General features: G+C 50.2%; 21 protein-coding genes. 6 read left to right on the top strand and 15 right to left on the bottom strand.

Translation table 11 applies throughout. From position 1 onward, the window contains the following. Window positions 1–53: 53 nt before the first annotated feature. A complete protein-coding gene (locus BMX22_RS04745; RefSeq protein ID WP_074741139.1) occupies window positions 54–2,921 on the bottom strand; it encodes an insulinase family protein in 2,868 nt (955 codons plus the stop codon). Window positions 2,922–3,177: 256 nt separating this feature from the next. Then, on the bottom strand, window positions 3,178–4,551 hold the full coding sequence (locus BMX22_RS04740; protein ID WP_074741138.1) for a GGDEF domain-containing protein: 1,374 nt from the start codon (window positions 4,549–4,551) through the stop codon (window positions 3,178–3,180). Window positions 4,552–5,343: 792 nt separating this feature from the next. On the opposite strand from BMX22_RS04740, the gene BMX22_RS04730 reads away from it, so the two are divergent. From BMX22_RS04730 to BMX22_RS04715, 4 genes are read left to right on the top strand one after another with little or no spacing between them, the layout of a single operon-like run. Continuing rightward, window positions 5,344–6,654, top strand: coding sequence for an extracellular solute-binding protein (locus BMX22_RS04730; RefSeq protein ID WP_074741135.1), 1,311 nt, complete (start codon window positions 5,344–5,346; stop codon window positions 6,652–6,654). Further along, window positions 6,651–7,544: a carbohydrate ABC transporter permease gene (locus BMX22_RS04725; protein WP_074741133.1), complete on the top strand. Its 894-nt coding sequence runs from the start codon at window positions 6,651–6,653 to the stop codon at window positions 7,542–7,544. Before BMX22_RS04730 ends, BMX22_RS04725 begins: the two co-directional genes overlap by 4 nt. Continuing rightward, window positions 7,541–8,368, top strand: coding sequence for a carbohydrate ABC transporter permease (locus tag BMX22_RS04720; RefSeq protein ID WP_081349085.1), 828 nt, complete (start codon window positions 7,541–7,543; stop codon window positions 8,366–8,368). Before BMX22_RS04725 ends, BMX22_RS04720 begins: the two co-directional genes overlap by 4 nt. Continuing rightward, window positions 8,365–9,486: a glycoside hydrolase family 88/105 protein gene (locus BMX22_RS04715; protein WP_081349084.1), complete on the top strand. Its 1,122-nt coding sequence runs from the start codon at window positions 8,365–8,367 to the stop codon at window positions 9,484–9,486. Before BMX22_RS04720 ends, BMX22_RS04715 begins: the two co-directional genes overlap by 4 nt. Before the next feature lie 128 nt (window positions 9,487–9,614). Here the strand turns inward: BMX22_RS04715 and BMX22_RS04710 are convergent, their stop codons facing one another. After that, window positions 9,615–10,472, bottom strand: a complete 858-nt coding sequence (locus tag BMX22_RS04710) for a metallophosphoesterase (protein WP_081349083.1) — start codon at window positions 10,470–10,472, stop codon at window positions 9,615–9,617. After that, the gene (locus BMX22_RS04705) at window positions 10,450–12,393 is read right to left on the bottom strand and encodes a diguanylate cyclase domain-containing protein (RefSeq protein WP_074741129.1); all 1,944 of its coding nucleotides are present in this window, start codon (window positions 12,391–12,393) and stop codon (window positions 10,450–10,452) included. The genes BMX22_RS04710 and BMX22_RS04705 overlap by 23 nt, the downstream gene beginning before the upstream one ends. A 217-nt stretch (window positions 12,394–12,610) precedes the next feature. On the opposite strand from BMX22_RS04705, the gene sigG reads away from it, so the two are divergent. Further along, window positions 12,611–13,384 carry an RNA polymerase sporulation sigma factor SigG gene (gene sigG / locus BMX22_RS04700; protein WP_074741127.1) on the top strand — a complete coding sequence of 258 codons (774 nt, stop codon included), beginning with the start codon at window positions 12,611–12,613 and terminating at the stop codon, window positions 13,382–13,384. Between the two features lie 81 nt (window positions 13,385–13,465). Here sigG and hydG read toward each other — a convergent pair whose 3' ends face one another. The 4 genes from hydG to BMX22_RS04680 form a co-directional block, all read right to left on the bottom strand. Next, window positions 13,466–14,914: a [FeFe] hydrogenase H-cluster radical SAM maturase HydG gene (gene hydG, locus BMX22_RS04695; RefSeq protein WP_074741125.1), complete on the bottom strand. Its 1,449-nt coding sequence runs from the start codon at window positions 14,912–14,914 to the stop codon at window positions 13,466–13,468. A 17-nt stretch (window positions 14,915–14,931) separates the two neighbouring features. Beyond that, window positions 14,932–15,399: a pyridoxamine 5'-phosphate oxidase family protein gene (locus tag BMX22_RS04690; RefSeq protein ID WP_074741123.1), complete on the bottom strand. Its 468-nt coding sequence runs from the start codon at window positions 15,397–15,399 to the stop codon at window positions 14,932–14,934. 8 nt (window positions 15,400–15,407) lie between these two features. After that, window positions 15,408–15,656 (bottom strand): TM1266 family iron-only hydrogenase system putative regulator, encoded by a 249-nt coding sequence (locus BMX22_RS04685; RefSeq protein WP_074741121.1) that lies wholly within the window; start codon window positions 15,654–15,656, stop codon window positions 15,408–15,410. Window positions 15,657–15,754: 98 nt separating this feature from the next. Continuing rightward, window positions 15,755–16,573, bottom strand: coding sequence for a hypothetical protein (locus tag BMX22_RS04680; protein ID WP_074741119.1), 819 nt, complete (start codon window positions 16,571–16,573; stop codon window positions 15,755–15,757). Between the two features lie 329 nt (window positions 16,574–16,902). Here BMX22_RS04680 and BMX22_RS04675 point away from each other — a divergent pair, with 329 nt between their 5' ends. Then, window positions 16,903–17,280 (top strand): DUF1508 domain-containing protein, encoded by a 378-nt coding sequence (locus tag BMX22_RS04675; RefSeq protein WP_074741117.1) that lies wholly within the window; start codon window positions 16,903–16,905, stop codon window positions 17,278–17,280. Between the two features lie 144 nt (window positions 17,281–17,424). On the opposite strand, the gene BMX22_RS04670 is transcribed toward BMX22_RS04675, so the two are convergent. From BMX22_RS04670 to BMX22_RS04640, 7 genes are all read right to left on the bottom strand, one after another. Further along, entirely contained in the window at window positions 17,425–17,994 is a 570-nt protein-coding gene (locus tag BMX22_RS04670; protein WP_318259679.1) for a hypothetical protein, read from the bottom strand. 185 nt (window positions 17,995–18,179) lie between these two features. Continuing rightward, the gene (locus tag BMX22_RS04665; RefSeq protein ID WP_074741115.1) at window positions 18,180–19,232 is read right to left on the bottom strand and encodes an IS30 family transposase; all 1,053 of its coding nucleotides are present in this window, start codon (window positions 19,230–19,232) and stop codon (window positions 18,180–18,182) included. 106 nt (window positions 19,233–19,338) lie between these two features. After that, window positions 19,339–19,677 (bottom strand): helix-turn-helix domain-containing protein, encoded by a 339-nt coding sequence (locus tag BMX22_RS04660; RefSeq protein WP_074741113.1) that lies wholly within the window; start codon window positions 19,675–19,677, stop codon window positions 19,339–19,341. A 36-nt stretch (window positions 19,678–19,713) separates the two neighbouring features. Next, complete coding sequence (locus BMX22_RS04655; protein ID WP_074741111.1) at window positions 19,714–20,091, bottom strand: immunity protein YezG family protein; 378 nt, start codon at window positions 20,089–20,091, stop codon at window positions 19,714–19,716. Then, window positions 20,088–20,795 carry a DNA/RNA non-specific endonuclease gene (locus tag BMX22_RS04650; RefSeq protein ID WP_074741109.1) on the bottom strand — a complete coding sequence of 236 codons (708 nt, stop codon included), beginning with the start codon at window positions 20,793–20,795 and terminating at the stop codon, window positions 20,088–20,090. Before BMX22_RS04650 ends, BMX22_RS04655 begins: the two co-directional genes overlap by 4 nt. Continuing rightward, on the bottom strand, window positions 20,795–24,400 hold the full coding sequence (locus BMX22_RS16775; RefSeq protein ID WP_074741107.1) for a helicase HerA domain-containing protein: 3,606 nt from the start codon (window positions 24,398–24,400) through the stop codon (window positions 20,795–20,797). The genes BMX22_RS04650 and BMX22_RS16775 overlap by 1 nt, the downstream gene beginning before the upstream one ends. 26 nt (window positions 24,401–24,426) lie before the next feature. Beyond that, window positions 24,427–26,802 carry a dynamin family protein gene (locus BMX22_RS04640; protein WP_074741105.1) on the bottom strand — a complete coding sequence of 792 codons (2,376 nt, stop codon included), beginning with the start codon at window positions 26,800–26,802 and terminating at the stop codon, window positions 24,427–24,429. Between the last annotated feature and the right edge of the window lie 88 nt (window positions 26,803–26,890).

Below are 26,890 nucleotides of genomic sequence, written 5' to 3'. Positions count from 1 at the left end.
GGATGACCTTTCTCATGAAAGGTCATCCCCCATCTTTTTGGAGGGTCGTTCTGTCAGAGCGAGCACATATCGTAGTCCTGACCGCAGGCGTTTATAGCCTCAGCGGAGCCTGCAACGCATCGCGGACCGACATCCGAGAGCGAGTCGGCAGCAGCGAGCAGGTCATCTGAGGTGAGTCCGAGCATACGGCGGCGGTTCTCGCGGCGGCTCTCCTCTGAGATACCGCGGAAGAAGAGCTCATCTGCGGCGGAGCCGTAGGCAGCATCGGACATCAGCGGCTCTCTCTGAGCGATACTGCTGATGATGTAGGAGCTTATATCGGGCTTAGCGGCACAGTAGCTCCGCAGAAAGTCAGCGGTCCCCTCATATGCGGCAACAGCCCCCGCGGGCGACGGGTCGCGGTAGGAATAGAACGCAGCCTCGCCCATATTGTTCACGCCGAAGCCCGTACCGTAGGCACCGCCCTTGACGCGCACCTCATTCCAGAGGTACTCATAGGAGATAATGGTCGAGAGCACGCTCCACAGTGGCTTATCGGACTCATACGAGTTGAGCACGGCACCCGAGTAAGACACACCCGAGGGAATGATGATACCCTGTTTTTCTGGGATATCGAGCTTGAAAGCGGTCGCGGAGCGAGCGGGAGCCACACCCTCGGGGAGCATATCCGCGAGCACACTCAGTGAGAGCTCACCGTCTGAAACAGTACCCGCAGTGAGCCGAGCCCTGCAAAAGAGCTTAGCCGCCACAGCCTTGAATTCGGATATAAGCCCCGCGAGCTCCTCATCCGAGGGCTTTGCGACGGCGTGGAGCGAACGGTAAGCCTCATAGCCGCAGAGCAGCTCGGTCATCGCAGATTCGGCGGACATACCGCTTCTTGCGCGGCGCATTGCGATACGGTGACCGTTGGCGATGATATCCTGCTTCATATCCTCGTCGCACTGGAGGAGGAGCTCGCGTATCTGTTCGGGGCTGTCGTAAACGGTCTCGGTCAGCAGCTCGCCGATGAGCGCGAGCGCCTTTTCGGTGTTATGGTCGAGGAAGCTCGCCTTCACGGTCAGGAAGGGGCTGCACTCATGCCGAGCGCCCTCCTTGGCGAACACCGCGGCGTTTATGCTGAGCTTACCGAGAGTCCCCGTGATACGCTGCTGGAGCTCCGCCCCCGAGCAGTTGACGGTAGGCAGCTCAGAGATAAGGTCGGTCATAATGGCGAGCATTTCGAGCTCACGCTTGGAGAAGTCAGCCGCCGCGAAGTAGAGGCTGACGTTAGAGATACCCTTGCTGCGTGCGGGGTGACGGAGCACGGTAAAGCCGCTTTCCTCGCCGATATCGGTCACGAATGCGAGGGGGAGCTCGCTGACCTCAGACAGCGGCAGAGAGGGGAGGGAAGCGATATTCTCGGGTGTATCGGGAGTCGCCTGCCACTCGTCGAGCCTGCGGTTGAGCTCGATGAGCTGCGCCTTTTCGGACTCGGACATAGCCGCAGTCTCAGCGCAGACGCGTTCCTGCTCGATTTTTTTCTGCTCGTCACCGTAGGTATGCGAGGGGAGCATATACAGCGAAGCCGTACCGTTCTCATCGAGCAGCCACTCTGCGAGGAGCTTCTCGTAGTAGTCGGTATCGAGCTGACTGCGCAGGAAATCGAAGATATCGTCACAGTCGAGGTACATCATCGGGTCGCCGCCGTAGAGCCACGAGCTCAGGCAGACAATACCGCGGATAAGTCCTTTCGGCTCCTGTTTATCCTTTACGCGGAATTCATAGCGGTCGATAGCCGCCGCGAGAGCGGCTTTGCCGATACCGTCCCTCACGAGCTTACCGACAGTCTCGCGAACAGTTTTCAGCAGAGCGGGAGTATTCTCCATATCGGTATTATAGATTTTGAGCGCACCGAAAGGCTGAGCGATACCGTCCTCCACGGTGAGCGAAACGTCGAGGCACAGCCCCGTATCGAGCAGAGCGCGCTTCAGCGGAGACTCGTTCGTATCTGCGAGTGCATTTCCGAGCACCACGAATGCGGTCAGCTTTTCGCGCTCCTCCCACGAGCACAGCACCTTTCCGAGCGCAATATGCGTATGAGCCGCTTTCTCCTCCTCGGGAGCGATCTCGTAGAAACAGGATTTTTCTGCATGAGCGACAGGCTTCTGCACGGGGATATCAATGGACTCGGTGTTTTTATCGTATTGGGAAATATATTTGTCGATGAGGGCAAGCAGGGGCTCGATATCGACAGCGCCGTCGAGGTAGAAGTATGAGTTTGACGGGTGGTAATGCTTCCTGTAGACAGCGACGAACTGCTCGTAAGTGAGGTCGGGGATAGCGGCAGGTCTGCCGCCCGACTCAAAGCCGTAGCAGGTATCGGGATAGAGCATAGCCATGAGCTCCTCCTCGATACGGCTGTAAATTGAGGATTCAACGCCCTTCATCTCATTGAAGACGACGCCCTTGTAGAGCGGAGTATCCTCCTCGGAGCGCCACTCGATATGGTGCCCCTCCTGATAGAAAGCCTCGGGCTTAGAGAGGATGAGGGGCTTGAAGACGCCGTCGAGATAGACCTCGGCGAGGTTCATGAAGTCGCGGTCATTGCGGCTTGAGACGGGGTACATGGTCTTGTCGGGGAAAGTCATAGCGTTGAGGAAGGTGTTCATCGAGCTTTTTATCATATAGAGGAAAGGGTCTTTTACGGGGTACTTTTCCGACCCGCCGAGGACGGAGTGCTCGATGATGTGGAAAACGCCCGTATCATCGGTAGGCGGGGTCTTGAAGTTGACGGAGAAGACCTTGTTCTCGTCGCCGTTGTCGAGCCACACGAGGCGAGCGCCTGTCCTGTCGTGTGACATTTCGATGAGATTGCCCGCAACGCTTACGGCGGGGCGTATCCTTGTCACGGTAAAGCCGTGAATAGTGTCGTTTAACTTCATATGTAACTCCTTAAAAAATGATCTGCCTAATCAAGGCGAAAATAAAAAACTAAAACCGCGAAGCGGAAATTGCGGGGGTTCGGGGTGAGGTTCTCACCCCGGCAGGGGGTGGACCGAGGGGGACGGCGTCCCCCTGAGAAGCAGGCAGGCGAGCGAAGCAAAGCCTGCCGACCGCTCCGTACATTTATGCCTCGGCGCAGCCAGACGAAACATCCACCGATATTCTGATACCGAAGCAATAAACATCAGGCAGGTTTTATTTGCGGTAGCGGTAATACTCAGCCTTGTCTTCATCGCACCTCTCCTTAGCCTTGGTGAAGACTTCACGGTAGCTTGACGACTTCTTGGGATCAAAGACGGAAGCCCCCTTTGCGACGGACAGCTTGTGGTCGTCGTCCTGTTCGGCGTTATAGCGTTTGATCTCGTTGTCGAACTTGGCGAGGAGTATGTCCATATCGAGCATGGAATTACCGTCGGTGATGACGATGAACTCGTCACCTGTGATGTGGTAGACAGGGTGTCTGCCGAAAATCTTCCTGATTATCCTTGAGCACTCATACAGCAGAGCATCGCCCGCCTCATAGCCGTATGCTACGTAGATCTTTTTAAGTCCGTTGATATCGAAGAAAGCGACGGAGAAGCAGGCAGTACCCGCTTTGATATCCTCCGCGAGCTTTTCGATGTGGAGGGTATAGGCGGCTTTATTGCCCGCATCGGTAACTGTATCGGTATAGACCTCGGCGTCGATGTAGTCGAGGTAGTTTTTCAGCTTGCCGTATACGGAGGTGAGGCTTGAACCGAGAGCCTCATATTCATTGGTCGGTGGCTTGACCTCCTTGTCACTCTCGGCGATAGCCTTCAGTGCCGCGTTTCCGCTGTCGGAGTGGAGACTGTGTTTTTTCTCGGAATTTCTGATGATAGTCCTGCCTAAATGCTGAGCGGCATCGTCGAGCTCGGAGATAGTCTTCATCGTATTGGCAAGCTGCTTTTTGTTCTGAGAGAGCATGATGAAAGAGATAATGATGCCGACAGCAAGAGCCGCCGCGGTGATGATAACTGCAATGAGCCTGTTTGAGTTCAGCGTGTTGTCATACCATTCGGCACCGAAGTCAACGCCAACGATGCCCGCGATATTTCCATTTGAATCGTATACAGGACTATATGCGGAATAGAATGTGCCCCACTCGTCCGAATAAGCCTTTGTATCCACGCTCGGGACGCCTTTTGACGCCTTCACGAGCGCATCTGTAGTTTCGATGAGCGAGCCGAATTCAGCAGGGTCGACATCAGGGTCAATGATATAGGTGAAAGTGCCGTCGCCCATATCTCTGATAGAGTATATGTAGTCGAGCTGGATATTGTTCTGGAAAATTTTCAGAGTGTCGTATATCTTGTTATAATTCTCGGAGCCCTCGTCGTCGGCGGTCAGGGTACCGAGAGCATCGCCGTCGAGCATATAGGCGGCGGTATTGGCGATATCGAGCATACGCTCGTTCATCTGCTCGCGGATGGCGTGCTTGAACATGAAAGAGAGCGCGGTGCTGAGCAGCAGATTTGTCATCAGGAGAAGCGCAAGAGTCACAAAAGTATTGCGCTTGCTTATTTTAATACTTTTCGCGGTAGTATCCATAGTTTTACCTCGTTCGCAAAGGGGGCGTAAGCGAATTGAACGATGGCGCCCAACGGTTAAAAACGGCTAATTATTGCGGAAATTAATATCAAACCCCGCGAAGCGGAAATTGCGGGGGTTCGGGGTGAGGTTCTCACCCCGGCAGGGGGTGGACCGAGGGGGACAGCGTCCCCCTGAGAAGCAGGCAGGCGAGCGAAGCAAAGCCAGCCGACCGCTCCGAACATCTTTGCCTCGGCGCAGTCGACGAAGCATCCACCGATATTATTTTGCCGAAGCTATAATAAAGAATTTGCGCTCCACGAACGGATTCGGGGGCAATAATCGCCTGAAAGCGGTTATTGAGGACACCTTAATTATAACATAATTTCAGGGGAATAGCAAGTCTTGCGGGGAGAATTTGCCGCTTTTTTAGGCTTTGCCGCGAAAATGTCTGCGGGAGAGTCAGTCGATTCTGTTCACTTCTTTAACTAAATGTGCGGCGCGCAGGGAGACCTTACCGCATATGCCGCCCCTTACTCGGCTGTGGTCGGGATAAAGATAAATGTGTTAATCAAACTTGGTGTGCTTCCAAATAAAACCGCATTTTCACCACAAAAAACACTGTTTTTTTCATTGTTTCACGTGGAACAATTGTTCTTCAGCTTGAATATAAATAAATATTTTTAACTAATATTCAATTTTGGTTCCTTCTATCCTCGGAAGTGTCTCACGACACAGAGTTGCAAAAACACTTGATTATTTTTAGAAAATATTGTATAATATGTATATCATTATATTCTTAGGAGCTGGACTATGAAAAAGCTTTTTGTATACCTTGCAGCAATAGGCTGCATAACAGCTCTCTCGGCGTGCGAAAGCGGAAATCCCGCGAAGTATACGCCTCCCGACGGTAAACTCGACAAGTGCTCGCTCCGCTTCTCATGGTGGGGCGGCGACGACCGTCACGAAGCCACTCTCGCGGCAATTAAGCTGTGGGAGCAGAAACACCCCGATATCACGATAATCCCCGAATACGGCGGCTGGGACGGCTGGACGGAGAAGGTCAGCTCGCAAATAAGCGGCGGCACTGCTCCCGATGTGATGCAGGTCAACTACGACTGGCTCGTGTCGCTTTCGCCCGAGGGCGACGGCTTCTACGACCTCGGTCTGCTCGCGGACAGGCTCGACCTCTCCGTATTCGACGACGAGGTGCTCTCGTTCGGGCGCATGAACGGCAAGCTCAACGCAGTCACGGTCTCGGTAAGCGGACGCGGTCTGTTCTACAACTCCGAGACCTTCCGCAAATGCGGCGTTTCTTACCCCGAGACGTGGTCGGAACTGCTCGCGGTCGGCGAAAAAATGAGCGCGCAGGACTGCTACCCGCTCGACCTCGATATTCAGTCGGGCGGTACGGCGTGGTATCTCGCGGTCGTGTACGTTCAGCAGCAGACGGGCAGGCAGTTCGTGACTATGGACGGCGAGCTCGGCTTCACGGAGGATGACATCCGCGCGGCACTCGACTTCTACAAGGAGCTCGAGGACTGCGGCGTTACGCGCACTGTCAGGGAGCGAGCAAACGAGGACGGCAATGCCGCTCTGTATCAGTCTCCGTCGTTCATAGACGGGACGGTCGGCGGCGTGCTCGAATGGGGGAGCTCCGTCGGCAAGTACGATATGGTGCTGCCCGAGGGGACTCTTACGGCAGGGGGATTTCTGCACGGCGATAACGGAGAGTCGGGCGGCTGGATGATAAAGCCGTCGGTGCTGTACGCGATTTCCAAGGACACCGAATACCCCGACGAGGCTGCGGCGTTCATGGACTTTATGCTGAGTGACCCCGAATGCGCGGCTGTCCTCGGGACTACACGCGGTATACCCGCTTCACAGCGGGCGGAGAAAGCCCTCGAGGCGGGAGGGCTGCTCGGCGGTATCGCTTACGACAGCGATGAGCTGCTCGAGAAGCTCGATACCGTGACGATAAGCCCGTATATGGAGCTTCCCGCGGTGAAGGAGCTGTGCAATAACGCCATAGAAAAAGTCTCTTACGGCAAGGCTGACACCGCACAGGCGGCTAAAGAGCTGTACACCTCTGCGGAGGAATACCTGAGAAAGGTCAGAAAATGAAGAAACGAAGCTATCGCAATCCCGTGGGTGTCGGGAAATATACGGGTCTGCTGCTGATAATGCCGTTCATTATCGGCTTTGCGGCGTTTACCCTGTACCCGTTCGCGGCGTCGTTCGTGCTCGGGCTCACCGACAGCGACGGCATACACAGCCCTGAGTTCGTCGGTGCTGACAACTTCACGGATATGCTCGCGGGAAGCGAGTTCCGCGGAGCTGTGTGGACTACGCTGAAATATACGCTCATACTTGTGCCGCTCAAGCTCGCGGTATCGCTGCTCGCGGCGGTGCTGCTGAATGCGGAGATAAAGGGAATGGGCGTGTATCGCACGATATTCTACGTGCCGTCTATTCTCGGCTCGAACCTTGCGATAGTGATAATGTGGCAGTTTTTGTTCACCTCGGACGGGCTCGCCGACCAGATAATGGCGCTCGTCGGTCTGCCTGCGATAGGCTGGTACGGCGGCAGCGGCTCCGCTATGGCGATAATCGTGCTCCTGCGGCTGTGGGAGTTCGGCTCGGCGATGATACTGTTCCTCAACGCTCTGCGGGACATACCCGCGGAATACTACGACGCTGCAAAAGTGGACGGCTGCGGGCGCATTCGCGCTTTTTTCCGCATAACTCTGCCTCTGCTCGGACGCGTGATGTTCCTCAACCTCGTTTTGCAGACCATTGCCGCTATGCAGGAGTTCAGCGCTCCGTACATGATAACGGGCGGCGGTCCGATGAAGTCTACCTACACGATAGGTATGCTCATCTACGACGAGATGTTCCGCTTCCATAACGTCGGCTATGCAAATGCCGTATCTTGGGCGTTTTTTGTCCTCGTGACGGCGATAGTGCTCGGGCTGTTCGCGCTCACGCGCAGAAGAAGGGGGGAGGACGCATGAAAAAGCTCCCGCTGTATATACTGCTGACCGCAGCCGCTGCAGTGATGATATACCCGCTGCTGTGGCTCGTCGGGGCAAGCTTCAAGTCAAATGAGGAGATATTCTCGTCGGCGTGGTTCGTTCCCGACAGCATCGACCTCTCTGTGTACGCACGCGCGTGGAGGACGGTCACTCCGCATACTATGGGGCACTATTTCGTAAACACCTTCCTCATCATCGTGCCGAAGACCGTGTTCGCGGTGGTGTCGTCCGTGCTGGTCGCCTATGGGTTCGCTCGGTTCGATTTCCCGCTGAAAAGGCTGTTTTTCGCCCTCCTTATGGGCTCGATGTTCATGCCTGCCATAGTTACCGTGACGCCGCTGTATATGATGTGGAGCAGGCTCGGGCTGCACGATACCTACGTCCCGCTCACTCTGCCCGCGCTCTTCGCGGCGGAGGGGACTTTTGTGTTCATGCTCGTGCAGTTCTTCCGCGGTGTTCCCCGCGAATTCGATGAGGCTGCGCGTATCGACGGCTGCGGCAGTCTGAGGCTGCTCGTGTATATCCTCGTGCCGTGCATACGACCCGTTATCGTGTCGATAACCGTGTTTACCTTCCTCTGGACTATGAACGACTTCCTCACGCCGCTCATTATGATAAGCTCGGTGGATAAGTACCCGCTCTCGCTGATACTGCGGCTCTCTGCGGACAGCACGGGCGACGGCTATGAGCAGAGGAAGGTCATAGCGATGTCCGTTATCGGACTCATTCCTTCGGCGGCTGTTTTCGCTGCCGCTCAGAAAAAATTTATCGGCGGGATAACCGCAGGAGGCTTGTCGGGATGACAGACATTACAAGTATTGGGCAGGTTGCCCGCGACTATATTGACAGGCTCATTCTAACCTCCGAGCCCTTGCGCCCGCGCTGGAACAGGGAAAATTTCATCTTCCGCAAGGAGCCGCGCTGGAACTATATGGACAGCTGCATTATCCGCGCTCTGCTGATGTTCGCGGACGAGCGTCCCGAGCTGTGGAACTATGCGGTGCGCTTCGTCGGCAGCTATGTCACGCCCGAAGGGGATATCCCCACGGTCGATGTGAGAGACTTCAACCTCGACAGCATCTGCGGAGGGCGGAACCTCCTCGCGCTGTACGCTAAAACAGGCGATAAGCGCTATTTCACGGCGGCGGAGCTACTGCGGGAACAGCTCGCCGAGCAGCCGAGGCTCGAATGCGGGTGCTTCTGGCATAAGGCGATATATCCGCGTCAGGTCTGGCTCGACGGCGCGTATATGGCGCTGCCGTTCCTTGCGGCTTACGGGAAGGCGAGGGGGGACAAGTCCTGCACCGAGGACGTGCTCGCGCAGCTTCGCAATATCCGCTCCCTTATGCGGGACGACAGTACGGGGCTGTATTACCACGGATACTGCGAGTCGCGCGATATCTTCTGGGCAGATCCCGAAACAGGCTTGTCTCCGAATATCTGGCTGCGCGCGAACGGCTGGCTCTGTGCGGGACTTGCCGATATCTGCGAGATAACGCGGGATGCCGAATGCGCGGAGATGCTCGCGGAGCTGCTGGACGCGCTCAGGGCGTGTCTGACTGAGGACGGTATGCTCTTGCAGCTTCCCGCGCTGCCCGAGCTCGGCGGGAACTACCCCGAAACAAGCGGCACGCTCCTGTTTGCGTACGCTGCGATGAAGGCTCACAGGCTCGGTGCCGCTTCTGCTGACGCCGCTGCCGACGGCAGACGTGCGCTCGGGACTGTCACGGAGCAGTTCGTTTCCTACGACGGCGATGTGCCTGTGCTGAGGAATATCTGCCTCATGGGCGGGCTCGGCGGTGCCGAGGGACGCGACGGCTCGGTTGAGTATTACCTCGGCGAGCGCGTCGTCGAGAACGATGCTAAGGGTATCGCGCCTTATCTTATGGCAGCGGCTGAATCCCTGCGGGATACTGATTAACGGCGGGTCGACGTGGGCGTCGACCCCTACAAGGTGTTGCAGGACATAAAAAGCGGGCGAACACAGTTCGCCCGCTGATGCATTATGTGGTTATTGACAGGTTCAGCCTTGTTTTATTCTGGATATCCCTACCCGATGTCTATCACGGACAGCTCGGGACGGTTGAATATTCGCGGTATCGTTATCATATTCAGATTCCGCGCAAGGCCTCGGGAGACTATCTGTACTGTGCCTTGAACCGTGCGCTGACCTGTTGTGAATTCGGGAAATATGCCCTGGTCGGGAGCGTAGAGCCCCTGCTCGAGCACGTAGGGCAGTCTCCACTGACCGCCGTGTGCGTGACCCGACAGCACAAGGTCAAACTTCTTTCCGCCGTGATTCGCGCTTTCATATCCGATATCGCTTATCTCCTGCGGCTCGTGCGCGAGCAGGATATTGTATGCGTCGGGTGCTATTGCCTTATAGCAGCTGTCGAGCTGTGAGCCGTTCTCGTCAAATGTGCCTGCGTTTATTATGCCGTGTATGCGGACTTTCTGCCCGTTTACGGTGATGTCCGTGTAACTGCCGTGCAGAACGGGTATGCCGAGCTCCTCTATAGCAGAGTAGAAGTCCTCTCTGTCCTTGCGGCGCTGCTCGTGATTGCCCGTCGCATAGGCACATGGGTACTTCTCAGCCGCGAGCTTCATCAGTGTGAGGGCATTTTTCGTCCCCTTAGCCCTGCTGTCTATCATATCGCCGCCAAACAGCACCATATCGGGCTCTGCTGCCTCTGTTGCGTCCCATAGTCCGCTCTGGTCGTGACCGCCGTAGAAGCTGTTGTGGAGGTCGGAGATGAACACGATGCGTATCGGCTCGCTTACTTTTTCAGTGCTCACCTCGTAGTACACGGGCTTCATCGAAAAGCCGTGCCAGTCGAGCGCGAATACCACCGCTGCGATGACCGTTAGAGCTATTATCTTTCGTTTACGCTTTGAGCTGCTGTTCATTCTTTCTCGCTTTTCTTGCCATTTTTTCCTCGTACATTTGCTTGTCGGCTGTTGCGACGAGCTCCTCGATGTCGAGGTCGGGGGCGACGGTGCGCAGATAGAAGCCGATACTTGCCTCAACTCTGTACTGCTTGCCCGAGCTTTCGCTGTAATTGTTCAGATACTCCGTAACGCTCCTCTTGAAGTTCTCGCAGTATCTCTCCGCGTGGCTCTTTGAGGTCAGCACTGCTGTGCAGAATTCGTCTCCGCCAAAGCGCGCGCATATCTCTCCGCGGACCGCACTGCTGAGCAGGGCGTGCCCGAGCGCTATTATGGCGTTATCGCCCTCGTTGTGTCCGAAATTGTCGTTTATGCGCTTCAGACCGTCGAGGTCGGCGAAGATGAGCGCTATCTGTTTATCACCCGAGCCGCTGTTTGCATTCAGCAGCTTTTCCGTCTCGGCATAGAAGCCGCGGCGGTTGTACAGTCCCGTCATAAAGTCGTGGAGCGACGATATGCGCAGCTCTTCATTCGCGGCTCTGAGCTGGGCGTTGATGTACTGTATATGCATTTTTCCGTGGAACGTTCCGAACGATGAGTTCATCGCGTTCATCAGTGTATGTACCTTTTCGTATTCGTCGAACTCGATGCGCGGCTGGAATGCACAGTATCCCAGCACCATGCCAAGATAGTGCAGACAGCACAGTATTATCGGCTCGGGGCGCCTCGTTATCGTACTGTAATCGGGCAGAAGCTCGCTCAGCTTTACTCTGCACGGCGGCTGGTCTACCCAGTGGTAGCGCTGGCAGAGCACTTCCATTTCCTCGGTGAACGGGTGCTCGCTGTCGTGCTGCTCGCCGAAATCGGGCGGCTCGAGGACGTCGGTGTTCAGCGCGAAAACGCACGTGCTGAACTGGAATTTGTCCATGAGTATATGCGGCAGTACCTTTATATCGTCCGCTTTCGATATCGAGGACTGTATGTCGCACATCAGCGTCTGTCTGTATGACGACTGCTTGTAGCGCTCGAGGATGGCTCGCATCGAGTCATTTACGTTGTGCTTGTCCATTTTTACGCAGCCGCACGACTGCGACAGCTTGATATGGAAGTCGACTGTTCCGCCGCTGCACTTCTCGCCCCTGCCGAGACGCATGACCGTATCTATGAGGCGTCTGCCCATTTCGTCGTAGTTCTGGCGGCAGGTCGTGAGGTGGGGGAGATGGTACTCAGCCTGCATGGTGCCGTCAAAGCCTGTGATGATGCAGTCTTCGGGTACGCTGAAGCCGAGGCGCTGTATATAGTTGCTCGCCACGACTGCCATTGAGTCGTTGGCGCAGATTATCGCGTCGGGGATGTCGCGGTGCTCGGTCACGAACCAGCGGTTGAGCAGGTCGGTGGTGGGACCGTCCCAGAAATTGCCGTAGCCGACGTTATCCTCTTCGTATTCGATACCGTTGGATTCGAGCGCCCGCCTGAAAGCGGCTATCCTCTCATCTGAGAAATCATTGTCTTTCATGCCCGCTATCATATACAGCCTGCGGGCTCCGTGTGTTTCGATGACGTGGCGGCAGATGCGCTCGAAGGTATCCGCATACGTGAACGCCATATTTATACAGCCAGGAATGTCCTTGTCGATGGATATTATCGGCACGCTGTTTGCCTGTGCGGAATCTATGATGTTCTTTACGACCTTCTTGTCGTAGATGAAATTGGACATTATCACGAGCGCTGACAGCTTCTCGTAGGGGATGAGCTTGAAGATGGCTCCCTCTCCCTTATAGTTGGAGTTGGTATCCTCGTAAAGGTCGGTGCAGGCGTTGAATATGAGAAGCCTGTAGCCGCTCGAAACGGCGTACTTGTTCAGGGATTTTATGAAATTGAAGCGGTCCTCGTCCTGTATGGTGGAGAGACATACACCGATGAGCTTGGGACAGCGTTCCACGGATCACACCTGCCTTTTTGTGAAAAAAGATTACTCTATACACGTCAATTATACCATATCCCTGTGAATAAATCAAGTTTTTTTGGTCTGTATGTTGCGAATTGGTAAGTCATATGAACCCTTTTCGCGGTCAGCTCGGAGCAGGTAACTTTTTCCTGTGATTACCTGCGCCGATATTGCCAATAATAGTATCAAAACCTGTATGGGGAGATATGTTATGGCATTCAATAAAGTCGTTATCTCGGGGATCAATACGTCCGAGCTCACTGTGCTGAAGGAATCTGAGAAAATGGAACTGCTGCGCGAGATACGCAGGACAGGCAGCAAGGAGGCCAAGGATAAGCTCATCAAGGGGAACCTCCGCCTTGTGCTAAGCGTGATACAGCGCTTCACGGGAAGAGGGGAGGACGTCGATGACCTCTTCCAGATAGGCGTGATAGGGCTCATCAAGGCTATCAACAACTTCGACCTTACGAAAGAGGTGCGCTTCTCGACGTACTGCGTGCCGATGATAACGGGCGAGCTCCGCCGATATCTGCGGGATTGCAGCCAGATAAAGGTCAGCCGCTCGCTGCGCGACCTCGCCTACAAGGCGATCCAGGCCAAGGAAAGGCTAATGCTGAAAAATCAGTGCGAGCCGACTATAGAGCAGATTGCCGCTGAGATAGGTGAAGAACGGGCGGACGTGGTCATCGCTCTCGAGAGCATCAGTGACCCTATCTCGCTCTATGAGCCTGTGTTCTCAGACTCCGATGATACCATGTACATCATGGACCAGATAGGCGATAAAAATGACGTCGAGAGCTGGATGGACGAGCTGTCCATTCGCGATGCCATTAAACAGCTCGGTGAGCGCGAGCGGAATATCCTCTACCTCCGCTTCCTGAAAGGCAGGACCCAAGTGGAGGTAGCCAACGAGATAGGTATCTCGCAGGCACAGGTCTCGCGGCTCGAAAAAGGGGCGATCAGCCGTATCAAGAACAGTGTGTGATACGATGTCGGGCGCAGAGAAAAGGCAGGTCCGTCACCGCGAATGATCATCCGCGGCATCAGACCTGCCTGTTTTATCATGTCAGAAGCGGAAATCGCGCTCGCCTTTCCTTATCCTGTCGAGGTAGTCGAGTGCCTTCTCGCGGCGCTTCGGGTCGGGTACGTTCTGTATCTCGCGGTCGATGAGAGCTTCGCCTACCTTCCTTGTCTCGGGGGAAGCGTAGTCCTGCAAATACTCCTGCAATGTCAGCAGTGCGTTCGGGTGACAGCAGTTCTGTATCTGTCCTACCTTGCAAAGCGCCATGAAGCGGTCGCCTGTGCGTCCCTCGCGGTAGCAGGCTGTGCAGAAGGACGGAATATAGCCCATGTCCATGAGCCACTTCACGACTTCGTCAAGCGTGCGCTGGTCGGATACGTCGAACTGCTCGGTGTCGTGAGGTCTCTCCTCCGACGAGTAGCCCGCATAGCCGCCGACCGATGTCCTCGAGCCGCCCGATATCTGCGATACGCCCAGTCCGATGACCTTCGCACGGCACTCCTCGCTCTCGCGAGTTGAGATTATCATGCCCGTGTACGGTACTGCGATGCGGATACAAGCTACTATCTTTGCGAATGTGTCGTCGTCGATGCCGTTGTCAAATACATCGGGGTCGATGTCGGATGCGCGTTTGAGGCGGGGTACGCTGATAGTGTGAGGTCCTACGCCGTGTACGGCTTCAAGATGCTCGGCGTGCATAAGAAGTCCCGCAAACTCGTATCTGTACTTGTCGAGCCCGAAGAGTACGCCGAGCCCTACGTCGTCGATGCCGCCTTCCATTGCTCTGTCCATCGCTTCGGTGTGGTATGCGTAGTTGTGCTTGGGACCCGCGGGGTGGAGGACCTCGTAGCTCTCGCGGTGGTAGGTCTCCTGAAAGAGGATATACGTGCCGATGCCCGCTTCCTTGAGCTTGCGGTAGTTTTCAACGGTCGTTGCCGCAATGTTGACGTTTACGCGGCGGATAGCTCCGTTCTTGTGCTTTATCGAGTAGATAGTGTTGATACACTCGAGGATGTACTCTATGGGATTGTTCACGGGGTCTTCGCCCGACTCGATAGCAAGGCGCTTGTGACCCATATCCTGCAAGGCGATGACCTCGTCGCGCACCTCGTCCTGTGTCAGCTTCTTGCGGGGGATATCCTTGTTCTGCATATGATAGGGACAGTATACGCACTTGTTTACGCAGTAGTTCGAGAGGTACAGCGGCGCGAACATTACGATGCGGTCGCCGTAGAATGCCTGCTTTATCTCGCGGGCAAGGTCGTATATCTTCTCTGTCATCTCGGGAAGGTCGCACGCGAGAAGTACGCTCGCCTCGCGGTGTGTGAGTCCCGCACACTCGACTCCGCGTCCCGTTTTCTTAGGGCGTGCCTTTTCTAGTATCTCCTCGATGAGCGCCTTGTTGTGCTTGTTCTGCTCCGCGTACTCGAGCGTTTCAAGTATTTCTTCGTGGTTGATGAATTCGTCTGCATTAAGCGATTTTACGTCGTACATATATTTTCCTCCTGTTTTTATTTTGCCTTGCAGGTCATTTGTGTAACTTTTATGCGGAATACCGCTGTGTGTGCGAGCATTCCCGAGTCGTAGCTCCAGTCACTGCGCCCCGTCTGATGCTTCATCAGGCAATTCAGCGCCGCTTCCTTCTCGTCAGCGTCACCGACAAGCGATAGCTGCCCCGTCCCGATGACGCTCTGAAACTGCGCCGAATGGTCGCAGGCTTTATCGCCATCAATGAGGCGGTATCCTCCGTCTATCTCGAAGCCCACCTTCGGCGAGCATTTTGCAAGCTCGAACTTTCTGCCCGCCATTGCACCGTGAAAGTAGAATCCGCACTCGTCTCCGCGGTGTACATAGCCGTAATTCACGGGGACGATGTAGACCTCGCCGTCGTCGCAGAAGCCTACGCGCATTATCTTCTCACGCGAAATGAAGGCATCGATCGCGGAGATATCGGTTATTTCCCTGTCCTTCCTTCTCATGGTGCACCTCATTTCTTCGATATTGCCGCCTTTACGGAGACTCCGCTTATCTGTCCGAGCCTGCCCGTAAGACTGCTTATCCTGTCGGGCGTTGCGTCCAGTGCAACAGAGATCAGCGATATTCCGCGCTCTCTGTACGGGAGCCCCATTCGTCCGATGATGATGTCGGTGTTTTCGTGGAGCACGTTGTTGACCTCTACCGCCGCCGACTGCTCGTCTATCACGATTGCCGCGACCGCTATGCGTTTTTCTTCCATTGTTTCGCCCCTTTCCGTTTCGGAACGCCGAGAGCGGCGTTCCCTACATCGGACAACCGTCAATTTTGCGGTATTGTGCGGGCGGATAATATCCGCCCCTACAGTCCGCGTTCTTTCAATTCCGATACGAGCTTTATGTACATATCCGTTACGTCGGGGAAGACCTCCCCAGTGTCGATATTGCGGACTCCGCACCTCATCCGCCGCAGGTCTGCTTCGTCACAGTGGGACATCCCGCGGATGCCCGCTCCCGTGAATGTGCCGCGGTGCTCGCCGTGTGTGACCTCGGGCGGCGTGAGAAAGCCGTCGCTCCTGCCGTTGAGTAGTCGCACTCCGATGTACGGCACCGACATGATGAGGTCGCTGTACCAGTGCTTCATCAGAAAGGCACAGCTCCTGTAAAGCACTCGCGGGTCGTCGGGGACGTTTTCGTTGAAGTGCCGCATATAGCCCGTCGTCAGCTGCTCAAAGCAGCGGTAGGTGTCGGGCTTTTTGTCTCCGCCCAGCCGTTTGAAAAAGTCCGTGCCCACTCCGATGAGCTTCATTATCGGCTTGAACTTCATCAGCCAATCCATTGCCGCAGAGCCGTTGTGCGGCGTGCTTATCGTCGTCAGCGAGGCGATGTGTCCGCCCATTTTCAGCGTGGAGATAAGGAAGCGCGTCTCCATGCCGCCCTTCGAGTGCGCGATGACGTTGACCTTCTCGGCTCCTGTCTCTGCGAGCAGACGTTTCAGCCTCTCCGCGAGCAGCCGCGCATTGCGCTCAATGTCCGCATTTGCCTCCTGAACGCCGAAATATACCTCCGCGCCGTGTTTGCGCAGCGCCTTGGGGATGCGTCCCCAGTAGCAGATAGGCTCGTCACGGAAGCCCATGCCGTGTACCAGAAGTATAGGGTACTTAGTTTTACAGCTTTCCATATTTTCACCAAAAAAGCCCGCTCGGAGTTCGAGCGGGCATAAACAGCTTAAAATTGCGATATAAGCCGCTCTCCGATAACAGAGCCGTGTGCCCTGCTGCCCGAAAACTAACATTGTGACCGACCGACTGCGGAATAAATCCCGCTGTCCGACATCTTTATTATACCATATTGATAATTCTCTGTCAATCATTCTTGTTAGCACTTGCTAAGTTTCGGCTTGCTCCCTTTTTTTCGTTTTCTATTGACTTTTTCAATTAAAAAAGGTATAATAATGTCATAATTGTATAACAATTACCCACAATCATTTAGAAAGGTGTTGAATCAACAATGGGAAAATTTTTGATCAAGGAGTCGGGTAAGGGCTTCAGCTTCAGCCTCAAGGCCGGTAACGGCGAGATTGTTGCCGCAGGCAGCAAGATATTCAACGATATCGACAGCGTTAAGGCTGTTATCGCTGATGTTACCGCTTCCGCTCCCAAGGCTGCGCTCGAGGACCAGACTGTCGAGGGCTTCAAGGAGGAGAAGGGGGCAAAGTTTGAGCTCTATTCCGATAAGGCCGGCGAGTTCCGCTTCCGCCTCAAAAACGCGGCGGGCGATATCCTCGCGGTGAGCGAAGGCTATGTCAAGAAGGACAGCGCCAAGAACGGTATCGAGAGCGTTCGCAAGAATGCAGCGGATTCTCCCGTTGTTGAGGCTGAGGCATAAGTTGACATAAAGGAAGCCGACCCTTTAGGTCGGTACTCATAAAGAAGTTTTTCGAGAACTAATATGAAAGACCTATACAGCGGGCTATGAACAGAACAGGCAGAGTCGAAATCGGCTCTGTCTGTTTTTTAATATATAAATAGTTTATTTTTTACTTGCAGATTGTCTTGGCTGTGAGTCTATTACAAAAAGAAAAGGTGGGTCATCTCCTGCAGCCATCTTATTGGCATATAGTTCTTTTATTCTTTTTGTTCTTATTGGATTGCCAAGTTGAATATATACATAGATTCTATTTCGGGTGTTTTCAGCTTTTGCATATTCTTCAATTTGAACTTCAAATCCATGCAGATATTGATCATTTGTAGAGAGCTTTATTTCTATTACTGTCTTATCATTCCCACGGCTTAGTTTTAAGTCTAAAGCCCCAGGTCCTTCATTAGCTTCAAATGACATATCAATATTATTATTGATGCAGTAATCTCTGCCTTTTAAATCAATTAAGCGTTGTATATCTTTTTCTCTCGAAGCACTTGGAAATTCTTGGATCATTTGCCATCCCTTGTGCATTTCAACCCATTCTTTAAATGGTTCTAAGATTCTAAATGCTGCTTGATAACTACTAATTTGCGAACTGTCATCATGCATTAAAAAATTATAGACACCACTTCTATTGATCTTTTTGTAGGCAGTAGCAGCTTCTCGGCTAACTACCATATCGTTAATTCGATAAAGTGCTATTCCTTTATATGTATGAGTTTCCTAAATTGCAATAGCAACGTGCAGCATTTCACAGAAAATTTACAATCCAAGAGTATAACGAGCGCAAGAGGGTTTCAAAGTGCAGCATAGCTTTGGAGAGAGGGCGCAGCCCGAACGGAAAAGCTATGCTGCGGCGCCTGTCAGACGGCTTGGTTCAGCTCGCATATGCGGTCGAGCTCTTGCTCGAACAACGTCTCCGGTGTACGATATCCAAGGCGTTTTCGCGGCAGTCCATTGATGATGTCAGCGAAATAGGCAATGTCCTCCTGAGAATAGTCGGAAATGCTCTTGCCCTTCGGTACAAACCGCCTCAGCATCCGGTTATGACATTCATTCGTGCCCTTCTCAAAAGACGAATACGGGTGTGTGAAATACACCGCAATACCGCTCTTTTTCAGCTCACTCAACCGCGCGAACTCTGATCCGTTGTCGGCTGTAATGCTTTTGAATACGCTGCTCAGACAGCCTTTATATGACTCAAATTCGGCACGCACAGCCTCCATCAATGCATCCGCCGTATGGTTTTGAACACGAAGCCAGATGCAGCAGCGTGTCTTTCGTTCCACCATTGTCACAACGACAGGCTCATCTTCACCTTTCCGACCCAGCACGGAATCGAACTCCCAATGCCCGAATTCTTCGCGAGCTTCGATGCTTGCGGGGCGATCCTCGATGCTGTCGCCAAGCTTGCGGCTGTTTTGACGAATGAGCTTATGTTTGAGCTTTCGGCTGACCTTTTCCGGCAAGTCGATGTTCTTGATGTGCATGAAACCAGCGTCCACATAGTTGTACAGTGTTTTGGTGCAGACGATCTCCTCGGGACTGAATTCGCCGCTGATCTGTGCATGGCCCGCGCAGGCATCCAGCGACCAGCCGTCCTCTTCAAAGTGCTTCTCCACATAGCGAATGAAACGCATACACGCAAGCAGCTTGGTTGTTTTTACGCATTTCTGACGATTCAGCTCATAAGCTGCCTGTCCGGCACGCGCCTTGTAACGCTTGACTTTTCCGTGATACAGCAGCACTGTGCCGCGTGCGATCTCCTTCTTGATCGCATTATAGGAGCGGTTCAGAGTCTTGGAGATCTGATTGATGTTCCAGCCATCCTTCAGCCGTAATTCGATCGTCATACGCTCTTCAAAGTTCAGGTGTTGACCTTTTCTTGTTTCTGTGGTATAATGAGTGAAGTCCATAGCTTGATCCTTTCGGTATGATATTGCTTGCACTTTTATTATACCATGGATCTTTGCTGTGGGCTATTCTTTTTTCTTAGGGCTGCACGTTCATTTTACAACGCGCCTATGTATGAGTTTGATTGCTTTTATCAACTGAAATGCAAAGAATTGATTTAGAATCAATGTCTATTATCTCAATTTGGAGTGTAATTTTAGGTACAATGGCATTCGGATGTTCGTTTTCCCTTTGAATTCTTGATTTAATTGAACTTATATAATGTGATTCACAACCTACTATTTCCCCATTTTCAGAAACACCCATTAATAGATGTCCGCCTTTGGTATTAGCAAAGGCACACATAACACGAAATATATTAGCGAAATCTTTGCATTTACCTGTTTTTAATTCTACGGTTGATGATTCGCCCTTGTTAATTAGCTTCATTACAGTTTGTTTATTCATAATACACCTCCCTTAAACGTTTTATTGGCCAATTCCTTAATTTATATACTTCTCCTTCCAACGCTGATAATATCCAATAGTGTCTTCTGAAATATCATCATACTCATAATCAGCCTTGAAATTGCCTTCATCGTCAACGACAAGTGTCATAACCGACCAAGTATCCTTCTTGCTCAATTCCTTACGAATAGGCATTATCTGACTGTCGATAACAGCAAAGGCTTTTATAATATCACGCTTAGGAATATCTTTGAGTTTGAAGCAGTCAGTATATAATCCATCGCCTGAGTCAACAAAGTATTTCATACTGTAACTGCTCTCACCGTAATTGGCGTAGAACAATACCTTATGCCAATCATCGGGCAATACCTCCTGCAATGTATTGAATATGCTCTGATATGGAATCTCTTTCATTTCACTTCACCTCTTGGATCATTGGAGAATACCTTGACAAATTCTTCTCCGTTAATAGAATAGCTTACTAAAAAGCTGCCAGGACGATATGAATCCCCAGGGTAGTTAAGATCAACTCGCATATGTACATCTTTCCCATTGTTCACTTCTTTTGCCAGCTGATTCTCTAAATCCTTGTATTCACGCTGATTTAATGCCGAATCTTGAGCGACGATGTTTTCCATACCATTAGACCCGTTAAACTGATCTCCGATAATATGTCCTCTATCATCTGTCTCTTTCTCATCGCCTTTTCCAATTTCAGATTTCGTATCTTTAATCTTACGATAACTATCATGATCTTTGACTTGGAGTTTGCCCTCAGCAGAAACTATTCGCCCCTGATCATCCGTTTCATACTTATAACCATTGATTTCATAAGCATTATCTGCTACAAAATCATTATCGACACGATATACTTCGCCGTTATCATCGGTATAGTGTTTTGCGCCGTCAACTTCATAAACAGTATTAGGCTGTAAATTGTTATTTTCTCCGATTTCTTGTGGTATATCCTGTGCCTTAGCAGAGTTCTCGCCGATTTCTTTTGGAGCATCGGTATAACTGTTCTTATTTTCGCCTATCTCTTTCGGAACTTCAACTGGCTTGATTTCTGAAACCTTTGCAGGATTAACATCAGATGATACATCTTTCATGTTCATCATTACATGATACCCCCATTCATTCCGAAATATTGGTATCTGCGAGCAATATCCGCACAAGTTTCCTCACGGTTAATAGCAATGCAGATATACTGCTGAACTGTATCTATCAGCTTATCATCGCTGTCAAGCGAGAATACACTTCCAATAGAACGACGTACACGGATGAGACCAACTTCGTTGTTTTCAGCGTTTCTGAGAAGCATTGCGGTTCTATGTCCGCCGAATACATTATAAGCAACAATTAGCTTTTCTTCCTCGGTAAGCGATTCATCTGAAAGTCCTTTACGGAGGATACACTTTGTGTTATCGCCGTTTTCAAGCCTGTTTATCCAATCAAGCACTTCTGTTTTTTCTTCATCAGATAGCGTGATTTTCTCGGATACGCCGTAAATATTAAGCATCAGACGGTAAGCAGACAAATTGTTCTCTTTCTTACTGAAAGAGTATTTACGTTCCTTGTCATACTTTTCAGACTTGCATAATACCGCTTCAATCCAGTCATTCTGATGAATTACCGCAACAAATGCAGGCAGTTTCGCAAGTTCCTTGATCTGAACATCAGATAGTGCTATTGATTTTCCGACGAGCTCGCAATCGTGTTCGTCAGGCAAACGGAAAATGATCTTGGTATTTGTGTTGCGGATAACTGCCTCATCAAGCATATCGGGAGCTTGGTCTGCAATGATAAAGCCTTCACCGTATGTACGCATCTCTGCAATCGCATTTGTGAGCATTTCAACAGACTTGCCCTGTAAATTCGATGATTCCTGTGCCTGAGCAAAGGAAGTTCGTCTGAGGAGATTGTGAGCTTCCTCCAATACAGTAATATGCTGTAAGCTTTCATTCATCTTATCGGGCTGCATACGGTATTCCTGCAACTTCATGATAAGAATACCCATAATAAGCGATTTGGTCTCAACAGAACCGACTCTGCTTATATCAACAATGACATTCCTGTCAAAGAGAGCTTCGTTGCTTATCTCCTTAGTAGAGCAGAATATCTCACCGTTGATACCGTTCGTCAGGGATTTTACTCTTGTTATCAAAGCTCCCGAATAGTCGCTCTTGGTATCAGCGGAATACAGCGACTCGTTCATAATATCAGGTAACACCTTTATCAAATCAGCGAATGTCGGGAAATCGTCACTATAATACGAAGGATTTGAGAATATCCAGCCTTTATCCTTGTATACTCTCTCTATAGCATCTTTCAGCACAGCAGGCATAGCTGCATACATTGGCCAGCAGGCGTTGAAGATTTCCACAAGACGGTCAATATGCTCCAGAACATTGATATGCTTCGGAAACGAAAATGGATTTATGTGCAGAAGTTCGGTATACATAGGATTTGTTCCGTATACGCTGACATCATCAAATCCGCCGAGAACATTTTTGTATTCGCCCTTTGCAGGCTCGATAACAAGAAAATGCTTATCCTCCTCATATATCTGTTCAAGCAGATTATAAATGAAATTTGACTTACCTGTTCCTGTTGAGCCTGTTATGAATGTATGAGCGCAAAGGCTGTCCATATCGAGCTTGACACGGATATTCTTATCCTCTTTACGCATATGATATACATTGCCTGCGATAAGAGTTTTGGGAGTTTTCTCACTTGGCGGTGTAAACTTCTGAACTTCTCTGCCAAATGCAACGCTTTCAAGAACAGGCAGACCGCTGACAGATTTTTTCGGCAGATTAAGCGAATAAGCAAGCTCTCTGCCTGTAAGTGATACTGTTGCATTAACATGAGGCGGATACATAAGCCAATCCTGATCGAATGATGGATCATCTGGAGTAATATCAAGCTCAAATTCGGGATGCTGTAATCTCCTGATAAAATCCATGATGTTGGCTATATCGTCTTTCCGTTCCTCACGGTACTCCCAAAGATTTACGGCAGACTGTGATAAATACGAATTCTCGCCTTGTGTTAAGGCAAGATACATATGAGCAGTATTATTGGCGATTATAGGACTTTCAGACATAAAGTAGGCAGAGAAATCCCACATACCGAGTGCCGTACTCTGTTCCACACGCTTTATCTGCTTCTCAATAAGCTCAAGTGTATTCTTAACATCATAGTTTATGAAATTTTGAGTGAGGGCATCATTTTTGCCCATAAGAACCGTAACATTAGAAGAACGGGAGAAGTTAACGCCGAAGTTCATTCCTATATTTGTAGCAACGCTATGGGCTGTTGAAGCCATTCTGCCTATCGTATCGGTAATAGACTTGCCCTTTGTGACCGTATCAGCAAGACCTTTCGCTGCGGTTTCAGCGTGAGACAGTCCCTGTGTTGCGGTTTGGGTTATCGTATGACCTGATCCACTGGTATTGGTAGTCGATGTACCTGAACCAGTCGTATTGGTAGTGCTACTGCTTGTACCTGTTTGATTTGCAGTGCTATTGCTCGTACTTCCCGATGCACCGATACCAAAAGGAGTAATGGTTACATTCCCTGTTGCTGAATCAGTATCGGTAACAGAAGTATTCTCTCCTGTCATGTTGGCTGTACTGGTATTAGTACTTGTTCCTTGACTTGTCGACTGATTAGTGGTATCACTTGTACCAGACGAGGTACTGCTGTTCGTACCGTCTGTTGTGCTATCAGTAGATGAATCCGTATGTGCTGTACTATCGCTGGCAGTCGTGCCTCTTGAACTATTTGTACCAGCGGTAGTAGTATCTCCTATCTGTCTGCCTGCTGAACCGCCGAGATTTGCTCCGAATGTTGCCGATGAACCTACTGCTGTGGTCTCTGAAAGCGTGAATGTAGTTGACCACGTTGAGAATGGCGCTAACTTTGAATACAGCTCGCTGAGAGCATTTTTCCTTTCAAGCTGCTCTTTTACGGGTGTTGCAAGAAGAACAATAGTATATTCTTCAAGTTCACTGCTCGGAACAATACCGTCAATGAGCTTTTCCATACTTTGACTTATAAACTTTTCTGACTTCTCGGACGCTATATTGGACACGATAGCAACTGAGGACTTTTTTATGTCCTTTAAAACAGGAATAACGCCTGCATTCAGCTTGTCATGTGGCAACTTCTTGATCTCTGCGCCGGGAAAGTTACCCAACAAGGACGATTCAAGTCGCTTTCCGAACATATCAGCGATATGAGGAGTATCCTTTTCGCTATTGTTGACAACTGCGAAAAAAACCGTAGTACCGCTAACTCGGCGATTGAAGATGAGTGCGATATTGCAGTTTTCCTCTGAAAGAACATGATACATATTCGTGAGCTTATCAAGATTATCCTCAGTCGGATCAGTGACCCACTTTGTCACCTCAAAATAGCGGATACGGTTATCAAGACTTCTCTCATCATCAGCTTCACCGATAAACATCGGTTTGTAAAGCTCTGAAAGCTGAGGGAGATACGCTTCATAGGCTTCAATGGCATACGAGCCTAACAGTCTTTCGATGCTTTCGGGATCGGTCTCAGGCTTTTCCATGAGATAAGCATTACGCTTTTCCTCTATCTTTTCAAGCTGTGCAGAGCTTAGTCCCGAAGCCTTTGCGACAATATTACCGCCTTTGTTTGCGACTTTTCCTGCTATTTTACCTGCTCCGCTTTTGATAGTTGCCAATATAGCCATAGTGTACCCCCATTTCTATTAACCGCTTACTCTGCCTGTATTTCTAACAGACGGCAAACATAGTCTTTCGTATCTTCAAGTAATTTAAGATGCTTTTTCTTTTCTTCGATGATCTGGTTAAGCTCTCCGATCTTTACTTCCCAATCATGAAGATCGGTATTGAATGTACAGAGCTTTGTCTTGATGCTTGCAACAAGCGCTTTGCTCCATTCTTCAAAATATCTGCTGTTATTACTGCTTACACGCTCGATTTCCTGCATAACAACATCATCAAGCGTCTGAACAAGATTTTTACAGCAAGTTCCGTTATCATATTTATCCTTGCCGAAGAATGTGCGCCTTACAGCGTGGATAGAGCGCAGATCGAATTCAACAACAGCTCTTGTCATGTTCTCCATGTTAAGCAATATAGAGTTCATAATAGCCTTCTGCTCATCATTAAGAACATCACTGTCGGTAATAATCCCCTTACAATCAGCCTTGAATGTCTCGGTAGCATTTTCCCAGAATGATCCGATAAGAGCGTTGGCGATAGAAGAAAATGCGTTAAGAAGTGCATTATATCTGTATCTAACCTTGCTCTCCATTCTGCGAAGTGCTTCATCCATATCGAAGCCCTGTTGTTCTTTCAATGCGGAAATATTCTTCCATTCCTGCTCAAACTCTGAATAAATGCTGAGCTTGCGGATTTGCAGGAAGTTTTTATATACAAGACCATTCTGAGCCTTAAAGCCATCGAAACTTTGTCCAATGCTCTGTCTGAACTCTACCGATTTACTGCTCGCTGTCATACTCTGCTTGCTGTCAAGAGATTCAGCAAGATTACGCTGCTTTTCATCAAAAAGAGTTTGTGTAGACGTAAGTTCTTCATCACGCTGGCGCTCTATTTCACGGACGTTGTCTTCACAAAGCTGTATTGCCCTTTGCAGATATTCAGTGGCACGGCTGCATTTGTTACAAAGTGCATATCTGAGAGCATAATCCGATATTTCATGCTCGATACTTGCAAGACCGCTGTTGATGAAAAGAGTGGTATCTGATACAACACCTTCTTCAACTACTGGAGCGACTTCTTTACTCTTGTCAATGATATTATATTTGTACAGCACCTTATCGCCACGGGCGAATTTACGGCACCTGTCATCATAAGCGTCAAAAGCATCTTCATCTATCCATGATGATTTATCATCGGGATCGTCCTTTTTACTTGCAAGTGCAATTACAGACGAAAGGAAGAATATCCTCGTAGACTTCCATTTGGTAATCTTTAAGCTCTGATAGCGTTCACGTTTTTCAGACAATGAACTTGGTGTAAGTATATCTCCCTTATTTACAACAATGATCGCATTTGATGTATCTAAGGATTCGCCTGTCTCCTGAATGAGGTCAAGCAGATTATTGTTATCGGTATAATCCATTGTATCAGGAGTAGTCAGAAGAATGAGCAGGGCATTGGTCTGCTTACTGAGAGACTCCCTGAGAATATCAAAATGCTTCTTGTTACTATCGGAATTTGAACCTGGAGTGTCATAGATAACAAACTGATAGTGACTATCGAAGTAAGTCACCTGTCTGAAAGGTACACTTATATCTATCCTGCCAATTTCCATAAGCAGTTTTCCCTTGTTCAGCCAGTCAAGGAAACGATGCATATTCTTTACTTCGTTATCTGCCTTCTGATCGGTGAAAACAGCTCCGATTTCTGCATTGACTTCAGACGGACAGTTATCGGAAATAGTATACATATCATTGCTGAAAGATACTGTTACAGTCTGCCCATATGCTTCAAATGATATGGAATACGTATCACTGCAAGTGATTTTGAACATCTTTGCTGTTGTCGGATCAGACGAACTGGGCAGTATCTCATAACCAATAAGGCTGTTGATAAACGCCGATTTGCCAGCACTGCAAAGACCTGTAACGCAGATAGCGATAGATTCATCTATGGTATCTCTGTACTTGCTTATCTCAGCAGCGATCTCGTCTTTGATATACTCACTATCTTCAAGAGTGGAAATAACATCATCAAAGCGAGTTTCAATCTGCTGCATTACATAGGGAGCTTCATTGAAATACTGCTGATTCTTTTCGCTTACAATATTACAATCAGCGAAATATGTAGATATGACACTTTCTAAAGCATCATAATCGTCCTTATTTCCTATGAAATCAATATGAAGTCCTTTGTTGCCGGGGTTAAAATGCTTGTTTAGAAGCTCGACGATCTCATATGCACGATTCTGGAATGATGTTTTTGTAAATTTATCATTTATCAGTTCTGAGCTGTATTCAGCGGAAAGCTCGCTGATATTGACAAAACTGTCGTTTTCACAGCATTCGTAGACAATTTCTTTGGTATAGGGATTACAAGTGATCCTCATCTTATATGCGTTCTCCATATTTACCCCCTGAATACATAAGTTTAGTATCGCAATTCATAATCTGCAAACGTAACAATTTACAAATTTTTATAATGTATTATACCAC

The organism is Ruminococcus sp. YRD2003 (assembly GCA_900109435.1).
GTDB lineage: Bacteria > Bacillota > Clostridia > Oscillospirales > Ruminococcaceae > Ruminococcus > Ruminococcus flavefaciens_G.
This window is presented reverse-complemented; position numbering and strand designations above follow the sequence as displayed.

Bases quoted from the DNA above. Each gene is read 5' to 3' on its own strand.
- BMX22_RS04730 (WP_074741135.1), top strand. From the start codon at position 5,344: ATGAAAAAGCTTTTTGTATACCTTGCAGCAATAGGCTGCATAACAGCT.
- BMX22_RS04740 (WP_074741138.1), bottom strand. From the start codon at position 4,551: ATGGATACTACCGCGAAAAGTATTAAAATAAGCAAGCGCAATACTTTT.
- BMX22_RS04655 (WP_074741111.1), bottom strand. From the start codon at position 20,091: ATGAAAGAGATTCCATATCAGAGCATATTCAATACATTGCAGGAGGTA.
- BMX22_RS04640 (WP_074741105.1), bottom strand. From the start codon at position 26,802: ATGGAGAACGCATATAAGATGAGGATCACTTGTAATCCCTATACCAAA.
- BMX22_RS16775 (WP_074741107.1), bottom strand. From the start codon at position 24,400: ATGGCTATATTGGCAACTATCAAAAGCGGAGCAGGTAAAATAGCAGGA.
- BMX22_RS04690 (WP_074741123.1), bottom strand. From the start codon at position 15,399: ATGAGAAGGAAGGACAGGGAAATAACCGATATCTCCGCGATCGATGCC.
- BMX22_RS04650 (WP_074741109.1), bottom strand. From the start codon at position 20,795: ATGATGAACATGAAAGATGTATCATCTGATGTTAATCCTGCAAAGGTT.
- BMX22_RS04745 (WP_074741139.1), bottom strand. From the start codon at position 2,921: ATGAAGTTAAACGACACTATTCACGGCTTTACCGTGACAAGGATACGC.
- BMX22_RS04715 (WP_081349084.1), top strand. From the start codon at position 8,365: ATGACAGACATTACAAGTATTGGGCAGGTTGCCCGCGACTATATTGAC.
- BMX22_RS04710 (WP_081349083.1), bottom strand. From the start codon at position 10,472: ATGAACAGCAGCTCAAAGCGTAAACGAAAGATAATAGCTCTAACGGTC.
- BMX22_RS04675 (WP_074741117.1), top strand. From the start codon at position 16,903: ATGGGAAAATTTTTGATCAAGGAGTCGGGTAAGGGCTTCAGCTTCAGC.
- BMX22_RS04720 (WP_081349085.1), top strand. From the start codon at position 7,541: ATGAAAAAGCTCCCGCTGTATATACTGCTGACCGCAGCCGCTGCAGTG.
- BMX22_RS04680 (WP_074741119.1), bottom strand. From the start codon at position 16,573: ATGGAAAGCTGTAAAACTAAGTACCCTATACTTCTGGTACACGGCATG.
- BMX22_RS04665 (WP_074741115.1), bottom strand. From the start codon at position 19,232: ATGGACTTCACTCATTATACCACAGAAACAAGAAAAGGTCAACACCTG.
- BMX22_RS04685 (WP_074741121.1), bottom strand. From the start codon at position 15,656: ATGGAAGAAAAACGCATAGCGGTCGCGGCAATCGTGATAGACGAGCAG.
- BMX22_RS04725 (WP_074741133.1), top strand. From the start codon at position 6,651: ATGAAGAAACGAAGCTATCGCAATCCCGTGGGTGTCGGGAAATATACG.
- BMX22_RS04670 (WP_318259679.1), bottom strand. From the start codon at position 17,994: ATGGTAGTTAGCCGAGAAGCTGCTACTGCCTACAAAAAGATCAATAGA.
- hydG (WP_074741125.1), bottom strand. From the start codon at position 14,914: ATGTACGACGTAAAATCGCTTAATGCAGACGAATTCATCAACCACGAA.
- sigG (WP_074741127.1), top strand. From the start codon at position 12,611: ATGGCATTCAATAAAGTCGTTATCTCGGGGATCAATACGTCCGAGCTC.
- BMX22_RS04660 (WP_074741113.1), bottom strand. From the start codon at position 19,677: ATGAATAAACAAACTGTAATGAAGCTAATTAACAAGGGCGAATCATCA.